Here is an 18,239-nt window from a genome sequence, read left to right on the forward strand (position 1 = left end):
GTCGCCCTGAGCCTTGATCTTGTCGACCATGGGTTGAAAGGAAGCCCGATAGGCGGCAATGGAATCCTTGAACTTTTGAATGTCCTCACTTTTCACGAAGTCCTGCTTCACGCTGTCGACTTCCATCACGAACAGATCGACCTTGCTAAAGGCAGCGTCCCGGGTTTGCAGGGAGGCATCGTTCATCGTGTAGATATAAGCCAGCTCTTCGCGCGAGATGGTATGGATCTGATCACTGATATTGGAGATCAGGATCTGAAAGTAATCGTACTGCTGTATCATCGCGTTGTAGCGCGTTTGCAGCGTTCGGGTGCCCAGGAAAGCTGCGCCCATGCCGGCCATGATAAAGGCTACGGTTAGACCCGTCATCAATAACAATTTGGATCGGATGGACAGATCCTTGTAACGCATCACCGGCTCCTTGATAAACAACTGATGAAGCTTTATCGGTGAAATCGATTTCGGTTTTAGGAAGCTTATGGTTCAAACTATGACTTTTTGGAAAGAGATTCCAGGAAATTTGAAGGGGATATAACAAGAGCGCAGCTTATCGCTGCGCCCTCTCTTTCAACGCTCCTCGGACTGTATTAGGAATTGACAGTCTTCCTGGATTCCTCCTCACCCTTGACGCCGACCAGCTTTTTATTCAAGCTACCCTTGCCCTCCGTGATTTCCACTTTCTTAGGGCGTTCAATTTCGGCTTTGGGGATCGAGAGGTAAAGCACGCCGTTTTCATAACTTGCCTCGATCGAGTCGCCGTTGGCGTTCTCGGGCAGGGTGAAAACTCGGCGGAATTCACCGTGATTACGCTCGATCCTATGGAACTTGGAATCCTTCGCTGTGGCCTCACGGGTCCGCTTGCCGTTCACCGTCAGTCGATTGCCTATGACCTCGACATTCACGTCTTCTTTTTTGAAGCCTGGCAAATCGAAGCTCAGAAGAAAGCCCTTTTCATCTTCCTGGACGTCAACAGCTGGAGCCAGCATAGTATCCTTTGCTCCGCTGCGAGATTCGCCCACGGATTTATCAAATTCGTTAAAGAAGCTGTCCAGTTCTTTGGTGATGCTATCCCAATTTCTCAGAAGTGAGAAAGGACCGCGATCTGTGCGCCAAAGCTCAAGGTTGCCCATAACAATCTCCTTCTTATATATCATCAATCTCTTGGTTTTTCAGTGGAGCGTCATCGCTCCTTCTGTTGGGAATTTAAGTGCGCATTCTTCGAGGTCAAGGTGTGGGGTCAAATTTTTTTTGAAATTTTTTTGTTTTTTCGTGCAACACTTGCCTACACGTTCCATGTAAGAATCCTGGAAGGGATGAAAAATGCCTCGATTTTCAGGCATTCTCCTAAGATTGACGTTCCAGCGCCATCCTGCTATACAGGTTGCTCCGGGCGACGGGTTACTCCAGGTAGGGTTCATGAATAAGCTGCTGCACAGGATAGGCCGCGCTCTCACCAATCTTGGGAAAAAGATGGGATCGAAAACTCAACTGATTCTGACACAGTATGCCGAAGCCAGCCTGCCGACCGTATTCGGGGAATTCCTTACCACCGTCTATCGGGATCAGAATCAAGAAGAGACAGCAATATTAATAAGTTATAATCTTACACCCGATTCGTGCCCCTTTGTCAGGGTCCATTCGGAGTGCTTCACGGGCGAAGTGTTGGGTTCGCTTAAATGCGACTGCCGCGACCAGCTGAACCTGGCTTTGGCCGAGATTCAAAAGCGTGGTTCAGGCGCGATTATTTATTTGCGCCAGGAAGGCCGGGGTATTGGGCTTGGCAATAAGATTCGGGCCTACCACCTGCAGAATCAGGGCGCCGATACGATTGAAGCCAATCATCAGTTGGGATTTGATACCGACCTTCGCAGTTTTGAAGGCGCGGCACTTATCTTAAGGCAACGGGGTGTTAAGGAAGTGATTCTGAATACCAACAATCCGGATAAGATCCAGGCTCTCACCCATCTGGGGATCGTCATTCGTGAGCGGGTGCCGTCGCTGGCTGAGGTGAACAAGTTTAATGAAGATTATTTGAAGACCAAGATGCAGAAGCTCGGCCATCAGTTGAACGGGCTGTTCCATTGAAGCCAGCCATCAGTTGAACGGGCTGTACCATCGAAGCCGGCCATCAGTTGAACGGCCTCTTCGACTGAAGCCGCCCAACGATCCCATCACTTAATCATTATCATTGCTATTGTTCTTGCCGGGGCGTGACCTTAGCTCGGCAAACTTCTTGCGCTGTTCGTGAGTCAGGACTTCACGGATTCTGAGCAGCTTCTCAAACTTCACTGTCTGCAGTTCCAAATATTTCTTCTGCATCAATTCAAAGCGCCGACGCACTTCCTCGCCAGGTGAATTGTCGGCCATGGCTTGCGCCAGGTTCTGTTTCAGAAACAGAAAATCCTCTTTGAGACGCTTTTCAGTCTCGGGCTTCCATTGGCGCCGCAATTCGATGATCTGCTGTGCCTGCTCCTGGCTTAAATTCAATTCCGCCAGCTTGCCCGTAATAGCAGGACGCGGTTTAGGCGCCGGCGCGGATGGCAAAGCAGGCGTCACAGGTGCGGCTGGTCCATCATAAGGTTGGACCAAAGATTCGGGGGCTGGTGCGGGCAGGGTTGCATTGGGAGCTGGCCGTGGATTCCTCGGCGCTGGTGTTGGCGCCACCAGCGGTGATGCCGGCGTCGCGGGAGCCTCGGCAGGCAAGCCAGGGTCGACTCCAAAATCGCTGCCATCGGTCTCGCCTTGAGCAAGAGCCACGAGGCTGTGACACATTAAGATGCTGCCCAGCAGGAATTTGAAAGAAAAGTGCGTCCTGATCACAGGCGTATCCTTTCCAGCGATTTTATTCGATGATGACTAAATCGCCGCGTTCCAGCCAAAAATTATCCACATAGGCATTGCCCAGGCGAATACTATCCAGAGCAGATTCGTAGCGCTTCTTCACACCTTCCGGCGTTTCCCGGACGATGATGACACGAAAGGCTTTTTGATCAGTCCAGCCGCCAGCCAGAGACAAACCCTGCAGCAGCGTGGTTCGGCCACCGAGGTGGATGGTGCCTGGTTTTTGCACGTGACCGGAAAAATAAACGACGTAGCTATTCGCTTCCGTCACGGCGACCGAGACCCGTGGTCCCGTCAGGTGAGGCCGCAGTTTGATCATGATGGAATCACGAAGCGACATTTCAGAAAGTCCTTTGGCGCGAACCATGCCGGCCAGAGGCAGGGAAATGTAGCCCGAAGGCGAAACACGGTATTGTCCCGTGATATCCTTATTGCCTTGAACATGAACCGTGAGAAGGTCGTTCACATCGATCAGGTAATCACCATAATCGTTGTAAGTCTTGCCTCGCGGAGCCGTGCTCAAATCCTGAGAGGCAGAAGATGGCGTTGCATTGCCATGCTTGCATGCACTCGGCATGATCACGGTTATTAGCAACAGGATGGATTGAAGCAGGTGCATGATTCCTCCAGGCTCGATCGTCGCACAAACCCCTTTGCAGGAGGGACTTCGGCAAATTCGAAAAAAACCTGAGGAATAGTCTCGGGAAAGTCAGACGTTTACCGACGTGAACCTGACGTATTGTTTGCTAACACGTGAATTTGGCAAGGAATTGCGGAAACGAAAAAAAAGCAGAAAGGGCCCGGAGCGGGCCGTTTCCGACTTGAATGGACGAACCTTACTTTTCGCCAACGATATAGGCGACCCAGCTATCGCAGATTTCGCCTTTTTCTATTTTATTGAAATTACCATCACCTTCGCCTTCATCATCCGTGCCTTCCCAGTAGTAGTGCACTTTTTTGAAGCCGATTTCTTCGAGCAGCTCCCGCAGCTCAGGCAGACTCCACAGGCGCCAGTCATAGGTGAAGACGTTTTTGATCTTCTTTTGGCCTTTGGGCCGGTAATGAATATAGAACATGGCTTCATTGGTCAAAGGATCAAACGTGTCCTGATCCCAGTAGTAACTGAAATCATCGTATTCCGTTTCATGTTCATTGGGTTCCATACAGGCTTGGCCGCCGAAGCAGTCCATGATCAGCAGACCCTGATCATTCAAACGGTTGTAAGCGGCTTGAAAATACCGCTTCAGCTCAGTCCGCTGCTTGAAGCCGAAAAAGGAAAAATTCAGCGGTGCAATGATATCCGCGCGTGGCAGTTCGGGATTCATGACATCGGTCTGCAGGGTATGCACACGCTTTTGCTCTTCGGGCGTGAGCTTATTCAAATAATGGGAGCGGCCATATTCCAAAGGCTCTGGATCGAGATCGATGCCGTAGCTGATTTTCTCGGGATTGAGCTTGGCCCACTCACAGCAAAGGGCAAAGGCGGCACAGAAATCTTCGCCTAGAACCTTGGCTTCTTGACCGCGGATTTCACGATAAACGCGATCCAAAAAAGCTGCATCCACATCCGGTGATTGAACCGAACGCTCGTAGTAGAGATACTTATCAAAAGCCATGCTGAGAATTCCTTTCCAAACGGCCACGTCACGATTGCTAGTCTTGGCCAAGCGTGGGGCAAAAGATGGGGGGGATTATGCTGGAATTTGCTCGATGAAACTAGCGTTTTCTGCGGTTTCGAAGCTGCCACAGGATCGGCGTGCTGCTGAGCAGGAGCAAAAAGAAAAGAGCGGAACCCAGCTGCCAGCGCAGTTCGATAGGAATGTGCACATCACGAAATTTGCCAAGCATCATAGGCTCGATCAATTGACAGCCGGTATGGCCCAGGTAAACATACACAAAGGTGCCGGGAAGCATGCCCAGCAGGGAACCCAAGGCAAAATCCACGAAGCGGATGGGCAGAAGGCCACAGGCAAAATTCAATCCGGTAAAGGGAAAAAGCGGGACCAGCCGGACCAGTACGACAAAACCCAATTCGTTGCCCTGCAGCATGCTTTGCAGGCGAATGTACCAGCTGCGGTGCCTCAGCCGTTGCTCAAGCGGCTGACGAGCCAACGTACGACTGATGAAAAAAGCCAGGCAGGCGCCGCTGGCAATTCCCGAAAGCGCCAGCGCGGTGCCCCAGCCCCAGCCATAAATCAAACCCGTGAGCAAAGCCAAAAGCGTCGACGGCATCAGGGCAAAGGACGCGCTCACAAAACCGATAAAAATAAGCAAGGGTGCGGTCCACCCCATCTGCAGAAAGTACTGCTGAACCTGCGCACAGTGGGTCCATGAAAAGTCACGGAACTGCCAGCGTATGAACGTGACCAGGAGTCCTACCAGACCCAGAACAAGTATGATCCTGCCGAGAGTTTTCATCGCATTCAAGCCTATCGTTGGCGGCGCTGAAAACCCATTCTATCACAGCGTGTCCGGTCTGCCCAAAAGCTCTTCATAGGCCACATAAAAGGAGGCGGTTATGGCCGGAAAGCCGAGCAAAAGGCCCAAACCGAAAGGAATGATGCAGATCAGCATGAAAAGCGCCAGCAGCAAAAAATAAACAAACAGCGGCCCAACATTCCGCGTGACAGCCTGCAGACTCAACCCCAAAGCCTGCCGGATGGACAGATTCTGCAGAAGGATGAGCGGTGTGGTAAAACTGGTCGCGGCCATGATGTAATAAAAGCCGATGACCGCGATCAGGCCACTGATGCCGAGCGCTATCAAGGAACCCGTGGGCAGCGTCGAAGGAAATCGGCCCTGCGATGCATACTGCAAACCGCCGACGACTGCCAGGGTGCCGACCACGAGAAGCACGCACGCGAACGCCAGTGCACTACTCAGGAGCATCAGCAGGATCAAGCGAGGCAATCGGCCTTTGACCTGATTCCAGGTTACATCGAGGTCGAATTCCACTTTATTTTTCTGCTTTTGGGCATAACTCAGAAAAAAGATTCCCATCCCGAAGCTCAGGATTTGGCTCAGGATTTGACCCAGGAGCGGGATAAAATTCAGCACAATGCTGAGGCCAATCGTCGCGGCCGTGCCACCAATCCAGACGACGGGTCGATCGGTGACGAAACCGATGCCTGACTTAATCCAGCTGATCCCACGTCCGGCCGTTACCTTGGCAGTTTTCATGGCGGCTCCTTCTTACCTCAGGAAATATTTCATAAAAGCATTTGGCTTCAGCCTCTTGTTACAAGAGCCATTCCAGGTTGATCGAGCGGATAAAGGGGACTGCTGGCAGGTAAAAGAAGGCGAAGCGCTCGGGGCCGAATGTCCAGAGCGTCGACAGTGAATAAAGGTCCAGAAAGGGCTTTTAACGCAGGAGTCGGACTCCACCACTGTGCTGCTGATGCAGCCCCCGATGCAGGGTCAATTCCCGACCGCGGTCCTTGCCGGAATTATACGCTTCCTCGGAGACACTGACACTGCGTCCACTGCCACCTGTGATCGAAGGAAAGCGTCCACGCACAAAATTTTCCAGCTCGGCTTCTGCCACCAGGACCAGTTCCGTATGGGTGCGAATTTCAGTTTTTTGTACCATATCGTGCTGCTGCTTTTTTAACTTTTCAGCGAAGCCGCGTAGCACACCCATATAAAAGGAATTGCGGGCATTCCGGGGCTGGGTCGACTTGTCTTTGCGGAATTGATCAAACAGGAGCGGGAGCTGCTGATACAAAAACCAATAGGCGTATTCTGCCATCTGCACATTCTCGCGCGTGCCCATGATGTCCACCACTCGATAATGGGTGAGGTCTTTGGCATCGAAGAGACTGCGTGAGATGCAATTCACAAAGAAATATTCATTGAGAATATTAAAGATACTCCATTGCCAGGTCGCTATTTGTTTTTTGCGATGGTGGATCACCACATAGGTATAATCCTGCTTCTTGTGGGCGGCCAAAGACTCCAGATGATGCCGCGCACAAAGCTCACGGGCCCGCTGCATGGCGAGGCTGGCTTCATTTTCATTGCCGCTGGCGGCAAGAGAGAGAAGTTTTTCAACGCGTCTCAGGAGCCTTTCTTCTTCTGGTGCCAATTCACGATGCGCTGCTACGGCTGCAGCCGGATCCAGCTCGATCGTGGCATGCCGGGCCCAGGGCGCAACGCCCAGCCTTTGACAGGCTTTATCGAAAAATTCCCCGTGCATGCTATCATCATGCCCGTACTGCTGATAGACCAGCGCATGAGCCAGTTCATGTTTTAAGACCTCGATGACAAGGTCCCAGGGGTGGGCTTCGATCAAATGACGACTGATGCTGATCGCATAACGCTGCGGATCAAAGATTCCATAGCGCTGGCTATCGCGGCTCAGCAAAAAAACCGGCATGGGTATGCGGATACGATAATACGAAAGCGCCTCATGCGCCTCACGCACCAGCTGCTGCGTCCAGCATTTTTCCAAATACTCTTCAAATGTTTCCGTTAAACCGGGACCCTTCATGAATCCTCCGTGCCTTAATGCTCATAACCCTGAACGTGAATAGGTTCCCAGGTCTTCTCGTTATGTCCCCAGTAGAGACCCTCACCCGCGATGATGCGACCGATGCGGTGACAGCTTATATCGCGGCGCGCTTCCAGACGCTCGGCTTCCTTTTCACTCAAAGTAAAGCAGAGTTCAAAATCTTCACCATCGGACAGGGCGCGCTGTTGAGCTTCCGCGCGCGGCATTTTAAGAAGCGGACCACGCAGAGGCAGAAGCTCAGGATCCAGGCTGGCCGCCACTCCGCTTTGTCGGCAGATATCGCGCAGATCCTTGCCGAGTCCATCCGAAACATCGATCATGCTATGCAATTTATAGCCATCCATGAGTATCCTCGCCTCGGCAAGACGAGGCGTAAAATCCAGATGATGGCCTTCGATACTGCCGCCCAGTTCGCCCGTCACCATGATGACGTCACCCACGCGAGCCCCACGGCGCGTGACGGCCCCTTTGGGATGAACGGCACCGACGACCGTCACGGAAATCACCAGAGGACCTTCCCAAATATTGGTATCACCCCCGGCGATGGCCACCTGAAACCTTTGGGCCAGACTCGAAAAACCAGAGTAAAGACGTTCCATAAATCGTGACTCAGCATGCGATCGCGGCAAAGCCAGGCAAATATAAGCTGAGAGAGCTTCACCGCCCATGGCCGCGATATCCGAAAGATTTACAGCCAAAGCTTTGTGACCAATTTTTTCAACATTGTGCGAATCCAGGATAAAGTGCACGCCTTCCATGAGCATGTCGGCACAGACGAGCTGCTCCCGATCACTCGGATTCAACACAGCGCTGTCGTCACCGATGCCGAGTTTCACACTGGCATTATCCGGGCATTGCTGCTTGAGCTGCTCAATGATTTTATTCTCTTTCATGCAAAAAGCCCTTTCAGTTCGTGGGCTGCAAGAGGTTGCGGCCGATCCAGAAGTCCCACAGAAAACGCCGCTTGACCCAGGATCATGGCTGGTGATTGTCCCTGCTCACGCAGATGCCTGAGGCTGGTCGAGCCATCACGCTTGGAAAGTTTGCGCTCGGGACTTTCCCAGATTAAAGGATGATGGATCACCTGGATCGGTTGGGTGATACCGAATAACGACCGGAGCTGCAGCTGACGCCCGGTGGCCGTGAGTAAATCCTGGCCACGTATAATCAGGTCGACGCCTTCGGCTGCATCATCCACGCTCACGGCAAAATTATAAGTCCAGTTGCCATCCCGGTCCCGAATCAAGAGATCACCGCATTGCTCATGGGGTTTTTGAACCTGCGGTCCTGCCCACAGATCGTGAAAGGCAAAGGCCCGATCGTCGAGTTGGAGGCGCAATCCAGCCTGCGACTCGGCCCGACCCAGAAAGCGGCAGTGTCCATCATAGCGAAGTTCATCTCGGGACTCTTCCCCGGTGCGCTCCTGAATCTCGCGCCGACTGCACGTGCACGCATAAATTAGGCCTCGGGCGCGCGCCTCTTCCATTTTGGATTGATAACGATCCCAGTGATCGCTTTGTCGGAAAAAATCCGGTGTTTGGATTAACCCCAGCCAGGTCAGATCTTCCAGAATGGCCTTTTCATACTCGGGCCTCACCCGGCCCCGATCGTGATCTTCGATGCGCAGAACAACATCCGCCTCAATAGCTTTCGCGATACCCCAGACAAAGACAGCCGATGCTGCATGGCCGAGGTGCAGATAACCAGTCGGACTCGGCGCGAAACGCGTCCGCAATCCGCGCGGCAAGTTATGGAGTTGTTGGCGAAATTCCGCCAGCACGAGGGCCTCATCCTGGTATTGATCCGATTTTCATTCTGGAGACTTTACCTTCCAAGAGCAATGAATTTTACGTATGATCATTTCAACGACGTTTTTACGTAGTGAGAGTCATGAGCCTGACCAAACAACCGATTGATGCCCTTGTTTTTGACTCCGGCGTGGGGGGACTCAGTGTCCTCAGCGAGATCCTGCGGCTGAATCCACGCCTCAGTTTTGTTTACGTCGCGGACAATGCGGGCCTGCCCTATGGTGATAAATCCGCGGATTGGCTGCAGCATAGGGTCAGTGCCGTGATAGCCTCGTCTTTGAAGATCTATACTCCTAAAATCCTGGTCATTGCCTGTAACACAGCGAGCACGCTGGTCCTGCCTCAGCTGCGTTCGGAGGTCACCTTTCCGGTGGTTGGGGTGGTGCCGGCTATTAAAACGGCAGCCACCTTCAGCAAAAATCGGGTGATTGGATTACTCGCCACGCCCGCGACGGTGGCCCGTGCCTATACGGACGGTTTAATCCAGGACTTTGCCAAGGATTGCCATGTGATTCGCGTTGGCAGTTCGCGTCTGGTGGAATTGGTCGAAGCCAAACTCCGCGGTCAGGCCATTCCTTTGGATGAATTGCAGCGTATTTGTCAGCCATTCCTTGAAGCGACGCCGCGACCCGATGCGATTGTCCTGGGCTGTACGCATTTTCCGTTGGTCCCTTTGGAACTGGAGACTGTGCTCCCTGGGATTAAGCTGGTGGACTCCGGGGCCGCCATTGCGCAGCGCGTTCAAACCCTTTTGGAGAAGACTCCACCAGCGTCCCAACCCACGCGCGATATCCTGTTTACGGCACTGGATGCTGGGATCAATCAACTGGAGCCCTATCTCCAAAGTCTTGGCTTTCTACCAGCCCAGCATCTGATCCTGGCGAAAGAATCTGCTTCGCCGAAATAATTCGCCTGTCGACGAAAAAAAACCAAACTTTAATCGAAACGGCAAAAGCCTGAAAAGAAAGGCTTTGCATGATTCTTTTCGGCGGTTCGGAAGGGATCCGATATGGAAACTATGCACGGCTGTCAGCCGGAAATAACAACTAGAGACGCAAAAAGAGGGTTATACCATGAACGCCCAACGCGGCAACCATAGTCTGGTGCGAGCATTGATGGCGCTTTATTTAGGCCTCTGGGCGGCACCAACCCTGGCCCTGGATAGTGAAACCAAATCCCGCATCGTTGAAACCCGCAATTGCAAGGGCTGTCGTTTGCAAGGTGAAAACCTCGCAGGACTCGACCTGCGCAGTGTTCTTTTCGAACAGGCTGACATGAAAAATATGCGCCTTGCCGGGCGTGATCTAAGTCATGCCAACTTCAAAGGAGCCAACCTCAGCGGCGCTGACCTGAGCGGGGCCAACCTTTCTGAAGCTGATTTTTCCGAAGCCAATTTGGTGGGCGCTAAACTTCGCGGAGCTAACCTGCGCGGGGCCATTCTTGTGGATGCTGTCCTCAGCAAAGCCGACTTGCGCGATGCGGATCTTAAGGGCGCGCAGCTCAATGGCACCAAACTTACCGAAGCCAGACTCTCCGGCGCTCGCCTGCGCGAGGCCAATTTTTTTGCCACCGACTTCACCGGTACGGATCTCAAGGGCCAGGTGCTGATGGGTGTGGATCTGGCGAGCAGTATTTTGAAAGGCGCGGACCTCACGGGAGTCAACCTGAGTCGAGCCAATCTTGAATCCGTGGATCTGCGTGGCGCCAACCTTTCCATGGCCCTGCTTCTGGAAGCGAACTTGAATAATGCTCAGATGGACGGAGCGCGTCTGCATCGAGCCAATCTTAGTCATGCCAGCCTCATGGGGACCCGCTGTGATCGAGCCGATTTTTCGCAGGCCAATCTGCAAAAGGTGAATGCTCTCGGGGCTTCCTTTATCGGGGCCGACCTGCGTGGCGCGCGCCTTTTGGATGCTGACCTTATGCAGGCCAAATTTCGCAACGCTCGGCTTGAAGGCGTCATGCTCAAAGGTGCCTCGGTCTGTGAGTCAGATCTGCCGCCGCTGGTGAAAGCCCAAGGCAGTTGCGCCGAAGCCGTATTTATCACCGATGTGGATGATCTTTGAGACGCTGCGTGTGGAAAATCCCCGTCATTGACAAAGAGCCAGCCCCGCGACTATCGTGGGGCTGTTTCTTTATGGGAGATGAAACACCATGCGCCTCTTGACTTGTGTCTTATTGTGGACAGGCCTTCTCAGCGGTTCCGCCTTTGCCGATGACGACGATAAAAAGTCCAGGAATGCGCGTGAGGACCAGGCCGGTTCCATCAGCGAAGGACTGGCCCGCGGCAGCCTCCGCCCCTTTTTGGAATTGACGACCAAGCAATCCAATCCGGGCGATGATACGCTGCGGCTGCATGGTTTTCGCTTGGGCCTGAGTGAAGGCGGTGAACGCCAGCTGGCCTTGGCTTTTTATCGCAGTGGGTCCACGCGATTTGATGCGGGTACGAGTTATGAATTAAGCTACGGCGGGGTCGTTTTTGGTGATCCGCCGCAGGGCGATCGCATCACCGAAGGATATTTTCAAATGCTGGTCGGAACCGGCCAGGCCAAGGTGGAAACAGCCCAGGAAACCCGGACCAGTCGGCTCCTCTTTGTGCTTGAGCCCGAGATTGGTATAGGGGTGAATATCACACCCTGGATGCAGATCGGTGCAGGGGTTTCTTACCGATATCTGAATGGATTGCAGGTGCTTGGTTTGGGCAGTGAAGAGTTGCGCGGCGGAACAGCCAACCTGCATCTTCTGCTGCAACTCTAACTCAAGGCCGCGACGAGCTGGTGCGGGTGGGGCCTGTCAGAGGATTCCAGACCTGCAGAACGGAGATGGATCCGCTGCCCACTCCGAATAAAAATGTAGGCCAGTTCGCACTGTGATCGGCGCGAAAAATTTGAGGACCCGATAGAAAACTCTCACGGGGACCAGCGCTGGTCTCCAGTTTTTTATAGAGCGCATAGCGTGGACTGCGTGGACCGCCCAGGGCCTGGAGGGCGGAAAACAAAGCGTGATGTACGACCAGCCGCAGATCAACCGACCCTGCTGCGGGGCCTTCTGCAAAATATTCCTTATCCACGGTCGGAACCTGAATACCATAGGGCAACTGTTTATAGCTGCCGAGATAATCCACAAAAACAGAACCCACCAGGTTTTCATCCGCGGGTTCAATCAATTCAAAGGCTCGCCATTTGGGAATGCCCAGGAGAGGCAGGCGCTTGACCCCATAAAAGGCCATGGACTTGCTTAGATGGCGAACGTTCTTGAAATGGTCGGCAATGAGGATCGCGTCGACATCAATCACAGGGGGCAACACGATTGATTTGGCATCGAAGGGAACGCCGAGTTGTTCCGCTGCTTCCTTGCCTTTGTTGACGAGTTCCAGGAGCTCCTCATTACGACTTTCATCATCGATGTGAAAGAGTTTGCGCAGGAGGCCATCGATCGAGGAATAGTCCGCAGGATTGTAAATCAGGGGACCGGTGACTTGAATGCGGAGGTGTTGCGCCTGGGCGCGAAACGCTGCGATGAGGGCTTCATCGTGAGAAAACTGCGGAGCCATGATCGCAACGCGTTTGATATTGCGCCCCAGGGCATAACGGGTCAGACCGGACGCCAACAGGCGATAATCAGGCCCCATATAGAAGGTATATTTGCTCGCAGGACCCTCGGGTCGACGGTTTAAAATGATGGCCGGCACCCGCAGGCGATCGGCCCATTGCGTTAAGAAAGGCGCTTCATTTTGAAACAATCCGCCGATCACGATCGAAGCCCCCTGAACCCAGATCACATGAGCCAGTTGACGCTCCAGTTTCTCCCGATTGCCTTCCGTATCCCGCCAGATGATCAGGCGACCAGGCACCAGACCTTTGCTTTGCATCCATTCATGAACGCTCCGCAAGACATCCTGTCCTGCCGATTTCGGCATTTTGGAAAAAGGCAGCAGCAGCGCAACTTTTCCGTTGTGCGTGGTCAGAGCTTTTTCAATCAGTTCCATGGTTCCGGGCTGGCCACAATCTTCGGCATGCAGACCCAGAAGCGGTGCGAGCGGAGAATTTGCAGGCACGATCGCATTGGGCGGCAGTTTGCGATGCAAGTCCTGGTAGGCCACCACGGTCTTGGCAAAAAGTTTGGAGCAAAGTTCGCTGTCATTGCTGACTGCACTTTGTTCCTCTGCATTGGTCTGAGCGCGAAGCGGCCAACTCAGACAGGCGAGCAGGAGAAGCATGAAGCGAACCGGCATATGTTAGCGATCCAAAAAATCGCGGAAATTGCCTGTCTCCCGGACCACCGAGAGGGCTGATTCCATCCGCTTGGGTTCCCGTCCTTCGATAAAACTCATATCAATCCCGCTCGGATCCAAATGTCCAAAGTGCGGATTCACTTTCAGCGTCTTGATGCCTTCCGGAACCACAAACTCGTCTGCTGGATAGCGCTTCCGCGCCTTATGCACGATCTTCGCCCAGATCGGAAGGGCCAGCGTGTTGGCCGCGACGGTCCCGCTGAAAGCCAAGTTGTTATCCGTACCAACCCACACCACGGCCGTAAGGTTGGGAGTGATGCCGCAGAACCAGTTGTCCTTGGCCTCATCGGTGGTTCCGGTTTTGCCGCCCGCATAGGCGCCCATTTCACCAAATTGACTTGCGGTTCCGTACTTGAAAACACCGCGCATGGCATCGGTCAGCAGATAGTTGATCTGTTCGGGTAAAATACGTTTGGGCTTTTTAGGGGGCTGTGGAGCCGAGTAAAGAACTGTCCCATCACGATCGGTGATTTTCAGGATCATGCGAGGGTCGACCTGAACGCCGCCGTTACCGATGGTTGCATAGAGGCTGGCCATATCCATGGGAGTGACTTCCGAGCCGCCGAGGAGGGTGCCTGCCTGATTTTTGAGTTCAGTTTTGATGCCCATTTTACGAGCCAGATCAATCACACGCTTGGTTCCCAGGCGGTATCCAATTTCAATAACAGGGGAGTTAATCGAGCGGTAGAAAGCGGCGAAAAGCGTAGCCTCGGTTAGGTATTCCCCTGCATAGTTACGCGGCCGATAGTCCTGAATCACCACAGGACCGACGTAAAACATATCCGACCACTTCATGCCGGACTGCAAGGCGAGGGCATAGACCACCGGTTTGAACGAAGAGCCTGGTTGGCGCTTGGCTTTCAGAACCCGATTGAACTGCGAACGATCATAGTCACGCCCCCCGACGATGGCCAGGACATCACCCGTTTTATGATCCAGGACCACAGCTGCCGTTTCAACAATCTTAGGGGTGCCCTTGGGAACATTCACCAGTTTCGAGGCCGCGCCGTCGAAAATATCTTTCGACTGCTCAATGACCTTATTCACGTCCTCCTGCAGATGCACGTCCAGCGTCGTATGAATACGCAGACCTCGGCCTCGCACATCGCCGGTCAGAAGTTTTTCGGTTTGCTCCTGAACAGCATCCACGAAGTAAGGGGCGAAGGTGGTGTTCAATTGATTTTGGGTCTTGAAAACCAGGGGCTTTTTCCGGGCGACCTTATGCGCATCGGCCGTCAATGATCCGGCCTGCACCATCGCCTTGAGCACCTGCTTCTGCCGCCGCTTGGCCTGATCGGGAGCTTTATGAGGATTGTAGCGACTCGGCGATTGAAAGAGTCCTGCGATCAGGGCAAGCTCGTGCGTTTCGAGTTCCTGCAAAGGTTTGCCGAAATGTCGTTCAGCTGCGGCGCCGACGCCATAGGCACCCTGGCCCAGAAAGAGGGCATTCAAATAGATTTCGAGGATCTTTTCCTTGGTCAAGTGGCGTTCCAGCTGAATGGCCAGAATCGCTTCCTTGATTTTTCGTTCGAATGTTTTTTCAGGACTCAGCAGGAAATTGCGGACCACCTGCTGGGTGATGGTGGATCCCCCTTGAGTGAAACCGCGACTGCGCATGGATGCGAGGAAGGCACGCATGATACCACGCAAGTCGATGCCGTAGTGTTCGAAAAAATGACGATCCTCGACCGCCAGCACGGCTTCGATCAGGGGCTTTGGAATTTTGTCGAACGGTACGAAGACGTGATAGTCGCTGAAAAATTCACCAATCTTTTCACCGTTGCGGTCAAAGACCAAGGAATTGTCAGAATGCTTGTAATCAATGATCACGGTGAGCCGCGATTCATCCAGATGCAGAACACCAGTCTGCTGCAGCCACAGCGCCATCCACATCAGAGTCCCGAGCATGACCAGGCCCAGGGCCCCCAAAACCATGAGCACACGCTTGCGGCGGTCGCTGCCTCGCAAGGCCAGCCATGCGGGCAACCGATCGCTGGGGAACCGGTTGCGCAGCTCAGAATAGGCGGATTTAAGCCGCTGCCACAGCTTTTGGCTTCTTACATGCAGTAAGTTTTTCGGTTTTCTTGGATTCTTCATTTATTTTTCTGGGTTAGAACGGGAAACACATTAGGAACCCAAAGCATCATCCGGAAAGACATGCAATGCACGCCCGCTCTTACCGGAAGACCAAAGAACTTTCCAAGACTTACTGAAACGTTTAAAAAAACCTTAAACAATAAGGTGCATGGCCGATATCTCAATAAAGGTAGTGGCCCAGCTTTACTTTGAGGTTTACTGTGAAGCAACCTGGCAAAAAATCGATGAAAGTATTGATCATCGAACCGGCAACGGGCACACCCAGTCGGCTATGGACAATATTTGCTGATCCTCGACATTATAATAACCCAGATTCCCTCTATCGCATAGATCATGTCGTCAGCGCTACGCGCGGTGAACAGGCGACAGAAGTTTTCAATAAATTGCATCCCGATCTGGTTGTGATCGACCTGGATCATGGTGGCGAAGATAGCCTGGTTTTCTGTAAGAACGCCCGGAGTGGGGAAAAAGACAGACATACCGGTTTTGTCTTTAGCAGTCAGAAGGTTCAAAACGATGACGGCCTCTTTGAACGCGTGCTCGGACACGGTGGGGATGACTTCATCGACGCCAAAGCCTCCGATCGCGAATTCGTGGCGCGCGTGAACTCGGTTTTCCGTTTTAAGGCGATGGCGGATCGCCTGCGTTCGGTCAATCATCGTTTGAAAATGCTGAGTCTGACCGATGAACTGACCGGTTTAAGCAATATGCGAGCCTTTAATATTGATTATCAGAAGCTTATCAAAGGCTGCCGTAAAGGTGAGCATGGTATGGGCGTGATCATGCTGGATCTGGATCATTTCAAAACGATCAATGACAGCGCCAACCATCTGGTGGGCAGTTTTGTGATCGGTGAAATTGGACGCTTGATCGCGCATTCCGGTGTCCTGGGCAAGGATGCGGTGGCGGCGCGCTACGGTGGTGATGAATATATCGTCTGCATTCCCACCGATTCCGTGTCGGTGGTCTGGGATATCGCCGAACGCATTCAGGATCTGATCATGCGCAGCGTTTTCAAGAAAGAGCAGTATACGATCAAGCTTACAGGCAGTTTTGGAATGTGCTGGGTGGATCCTGGTTTTGAAGGCAAATCTGATGATGTGATCAAGGGTGCTGACGTCATGCTCTACCGTAGCAAGCGCCACGGCAGAAACATGGTCAGCGGCATGGTCTTAAGGTATCCGGTTGATTTTAATCATATTGGACGGCCGCATCTGGTTGATCGGGATTCCTGCCGTAATCACCACAATGTCCCCCGAGTCCACAATGCCTAGGTCCTTCAGAACCACAGGCAAATTCTGCAGCAGCGTATCCGTATTATAAAAAGCCTGGTTCGGGATCCCTGTCACGCCCCACACCATCGACAGCCTTCGGGCCACATCAGCCCGCGGACTGATCGCGATAATCGGCGTTTTCGGTCGCCATTTGGAAATCGAACGGGCGATGGATCCGGTCAGAGATAGGCAGACGATCGCCTTGGCTTTCAAGGTGTCAGCAGCCTCACAAGCCGAAATCGCGATCGTCTCGTTAACTTCCCAGGTTTCCGCATTATTCAAGGGCTCGATCATATTGAAGCGCGAAGGCCTTTTCAGAGTCCAATTTTCGACCTGTTCGATAATGGTCGCCATCCGCTTCACAGCTTCCACAGGATAGCGTCCGCTCGCCACTTCACCCGATAGCATCAAGCAATCAGCGCCGTCGAGGACACCGTTGGCTACGTCAGCCACTTCTGCAAGACTGGCTCTTGGGTTGGTGATCATGGATTCCAGCATCTGCGTCGCAATAATCACGGGCTTGCCAGCGCGAGCCGCGGCCGCAATAATTTTTTTCTGCAGATTGGGAACGCGTTCCACGTTGGCCTCGACCCCCAAATCACCGCGGGCCACCATCAGAGCATCAGCAGCCTTGGCGATTTCATCGATCAAGTCCAGCGCGGGCAGTTTTTCAATCTTGGCCACGACCGGCACATCTGATCCCAGGGCTTTGATCATGGCCTTGATCTGATAAATATCAGCCGGGTCTTGAACAAAAGACAGAGCCACGTAGTCCACGCGATTGGCGATCCCGAACAGAAGATCCTTGCTGTCCTTGTCTGTCATGGCTGGCAGGGACAGTTTCGAATCGGGGAAGTTCACGCCTTTGCGGTTTTTCAGAAGACCGCCGTCTTCCACACGAACTGTGACCGAATCATCATTCACGGCGTGCACCTGAAGAATCAGCAGGCCGTCATCCATCATCACGCGCTGGCCGACTTTGACGTCGTGCACGAGGCCGCGATAATCGATGGGAATAACCTTGGGATCATCCTGTTCAATGCCAAACCGGAGACGATAGGTTTCTCCGGTCTGAACCTCCATCTGACCGCCGATGAGGCGACCCACACGAATTTTGGGACCCTGCAAATCCTGCAGAAGGGCCACAGGACGCCCGAGCTCAGCACTGGCGCGTCGGATCGATTCGATATTTTTAGCATGCGTCTCATGGTCGCCGTGAGAAAAATTCAAACGGGCGATGTTCAAACCGGCTTCAATAAGGGCTTTCTGCACCTCATAGGTCGACGAAGAGGGACCAAGGGTGCCGATGATCTTGGTGTGCCGCCTGTCGAAGACAAAATTCTTGCTCAACGGGGCCTCTGATTGACCTGCCAAATTAGCCATAAGATTCCTTCCGAGTTCTTGATCCAGAAACA

The 18,239-nt window shown here is 53.1% G+C and carries 18 protein-coding genes; 5 read left to right on the forward strand and 13 right to left on the reverse strand.

The features are described from left to right. A partial coding sequence (locus tag VE954_RS07795; protein ID WP_324951374.1) for a hypothetical protein occupies positions 1–411 on the reverse strand: 411 nt, incomplete at its 3' end. 176 nt (positions 412–587) lie between these two features. Continuing rightward, positions 588–1,130 (reverse strand): Hsp20/alpha crystallin family protein, encoded by a 543-nt coding sequence (locus VE954_RS07800; RefSeq protein WP_324951376.1) that lies wholly within the window; start codon positions 1,128–1,130, stop codon positions 588–590. 286 nt (positions 1,131–1,416) lie between these two features. Here VE954_RS07800 and ribA point away from each other — a divergent pair, with 286 nt between their 5' ends. Next, positions 1,417–2,085 (forward strand): GTP cyclohydrolase II, encoded by a 669-nt coding sequence (ribA, locus tag VE954_RS07805; RefSeq protein ID WP_324951378.1) that lies wholly within the window; start codon positions 1,417–1,419, stop codon positions 2,083–2,085. 90 nt (positions 2,086–2,175) lie between these two features. Here the strand turns inward: ribA and VE954_RS07810 are convergent, their stop codons facing one another. The 8 genes from VE954_RS07810 to VE954_RS07845 all read right to left on the reverse strand — a co-directional run bounded on the left by VE954_RS07810 (position 2,176) and on the right by VE954_RS07845 (position 9,131). Beyond that, positions 2,176–2,820 carry a Spy/CpxP family protein refolding chaperone gene (locus VE954_RS07810; protein ID WP_324951380.1) on the reverse strand — a complete coding sequence of 215 codons (645 nt, stop codon included), beginning with the start codon at positions 2,818–2,820 and terminating at the stop codon, positions 2,176–2,178. A gap of 22 nt (positions 2,821–2,842) precedes the next feature. Next, positions 2,843–3,460, reverse strand: a complete 618-nt coding sequence (locus VE954_RS07815; protein ID WP_324951382.1) for a polysaccharide biosynthesis/export family protein — start codon at positions 3,458–3,460, stop codon at positions 2,843–2,845. Positions 3,461–3,677: 217 nt separating this feature from the next. Continuing rightward, complete coding sequence (locus tag VE954_RS07820) at positions 3,678–4,457, reverse strand: class I SAM-dependent methyltransferase (protein WP_324951384.1); 780 nt, start codon at positions 4,455–4,457, stop codon at positions 3,678–3,680. A 100-nt stretch (positions 4,458–4,557) separates the two neighbouring features. Beyond that, on the reverse strand, positions 4,558–5,259 hold the full coding sequence (locus VE954_RS07825) for a TVP38/TMEM64 family protein (protein ID WP_324951386.1): 702 nt from the start codon (positions 5,257–5,259) through the stop codon (positions 4,558–4,560). Positions 5,260–5,301: 42 nt separating this feature from the next. Further along, on the reverse strand, positions 5,302–6,021 hold the full coding sequence (locus VE954_RS07830; RefSeq protein WP_324951388.1) for a BPSS1780 family membrane protein: 720 nt from the start codon (positions 6,019–6,021) through the stop codon (positions 5,302–5,304). Between the two features lie 181 nt (positions 6,022–6,202). Then, a complete protein-coding gene (locus VE954_RS07835; RefSeq protein ID WP_324951390.1) occupies positions 6,203–7,330 on the reverse strand; it encodes a DUF2786 domain-containing protein in 1,128 nt (375 codons plus the stop codon). Positions 7,331–7,344: 14 nt separating this feature from the next. Beyond that, positions 7,345–8,244: a thiamine-phosphate kinase gene (locus VE954_RS07840; protein ID WP_324951392.1), complete on the reverse strand. Its 900-nt coding sequence runs from the start codon at positions 8,242–8,244 to the stop codon at positions 7,345–7,347. Beyond that, on the reverse strand, positions 8,241–9,131 hold the full coding sequence (locus VE954_RS07845) for a glutamate--tRNA ligase family protein (protein WP_324951394.1): 891 nt from the start codon (positions 9,129–9,131) through the stop codon (positions 8,241–8,243). Before VE954_RS07845 ends, VE954_RS07840 begins: the two co-directional genes overlap by 4 nt. Positions 9,132–9,241: 110 nt before the next feature. Between VE954_RS07845 and murI the strand changes: the two genes are divergently transcribed. The 3 genes from murI (at position 9,242) to VE954_RS07860 (ending at position 11,916) form a co-directional block, all read left to right on the forward strand. Next, positions 9,242–10,066, forward strand: coding sequence for a glutamate racemase (gene murI / locus VE954_RS07850; RefSeq protein ID WP_324951396.1), 825 nt, complete (start codon positions 9,242–9,244; stop codon positions 10,064–10,066). Between the two features lie 166 nt (positions 10,067–10,232). Beyond that, on the forward strand, positions 10,233–11,225 hold the full coding sequence (locus VE954_RS07855; RefSeq protein WP_324951398.1) for a pentapeptide repeat-containing protein: 993 nt from the start codon (positions 10,233–10,235) through the stop codon (positions 11,223–11,225). An 88-nt stretch (positions 11,226–11,313) separates the two neighbouring features. Next, entirely contained in the window at positions 11,314–11,916 is a 603-nt protein-coding gene (locus VE954_RS07860; protein WP_324951400.1) for a hypothetical protein, read from the forward strand. Between the two features lies 1 nt (position 11,917). Here VE954_RS07860 and VE954_RS07865 read toward each other — a convergent pair whose 3' ends face one another. Then, a complete protein-coding gene (locus tag VE954_RS07865) occupies positions 11,918–13,393 on the reverse strand; it encodes an ABC transporter substrate-binding protein (RefSeq protein WP_324951402.1) in 1,476 nt (491 codons plus the stop codon). Positions 13,394–13,396: 3 nt separating this feature from the next. Continuing rightward, positions 13,397–15,550, reverse strand: coding sequence for a PBP1A family penicillin-binding protein (locus VE954_RS07870; protein ID WP_324951404.1), 2,154 nt, complete (start codon positions 15,548–15,550; stop codon positions 13,397–13,399). Between the two features lie 200 nt (positions 15,551–15,750). On the opposite strand from VE954_RS07870, the gene VE954_RS07875 reads away from it, so the two are divergent. Continuing rightward, positions 15,751–16,824, forward strand: coding sequence for a diguanylate cyclase (locus VE954_RS07875; RefSeq protein ID WP_324951406.1), 1,074 nt, complete (start codon positions 15,751–15,753; stop codon positions 16,822–16,824). Here VE954_RS07875 and pyk read toward each other — a convergent pair. After that, entirely contained in the window at positions 16,723–18,207 is a 1,485-nt protein-coding gene (gene pyk, locus VE954_RS07880; RefSeq protein ID WP_324951408.1) for a pyruvate kinase, read from the reverse strand. The genes VE954_RS07875 and pyk overlap by 102 nt on opposite strands. Positions 18,208–18,239: the final 32 nt, after the last annotated feature.

The sequence above is a fragment of the Oligoflexus sp. genome (assembly GCF_035638955.1).
Taxonomy (GTDB): Bacteria; Bdellovibrionota_B; Oligoflexia; order Oligoflexales; family Oligoflexaceae; genus Oligoflexus.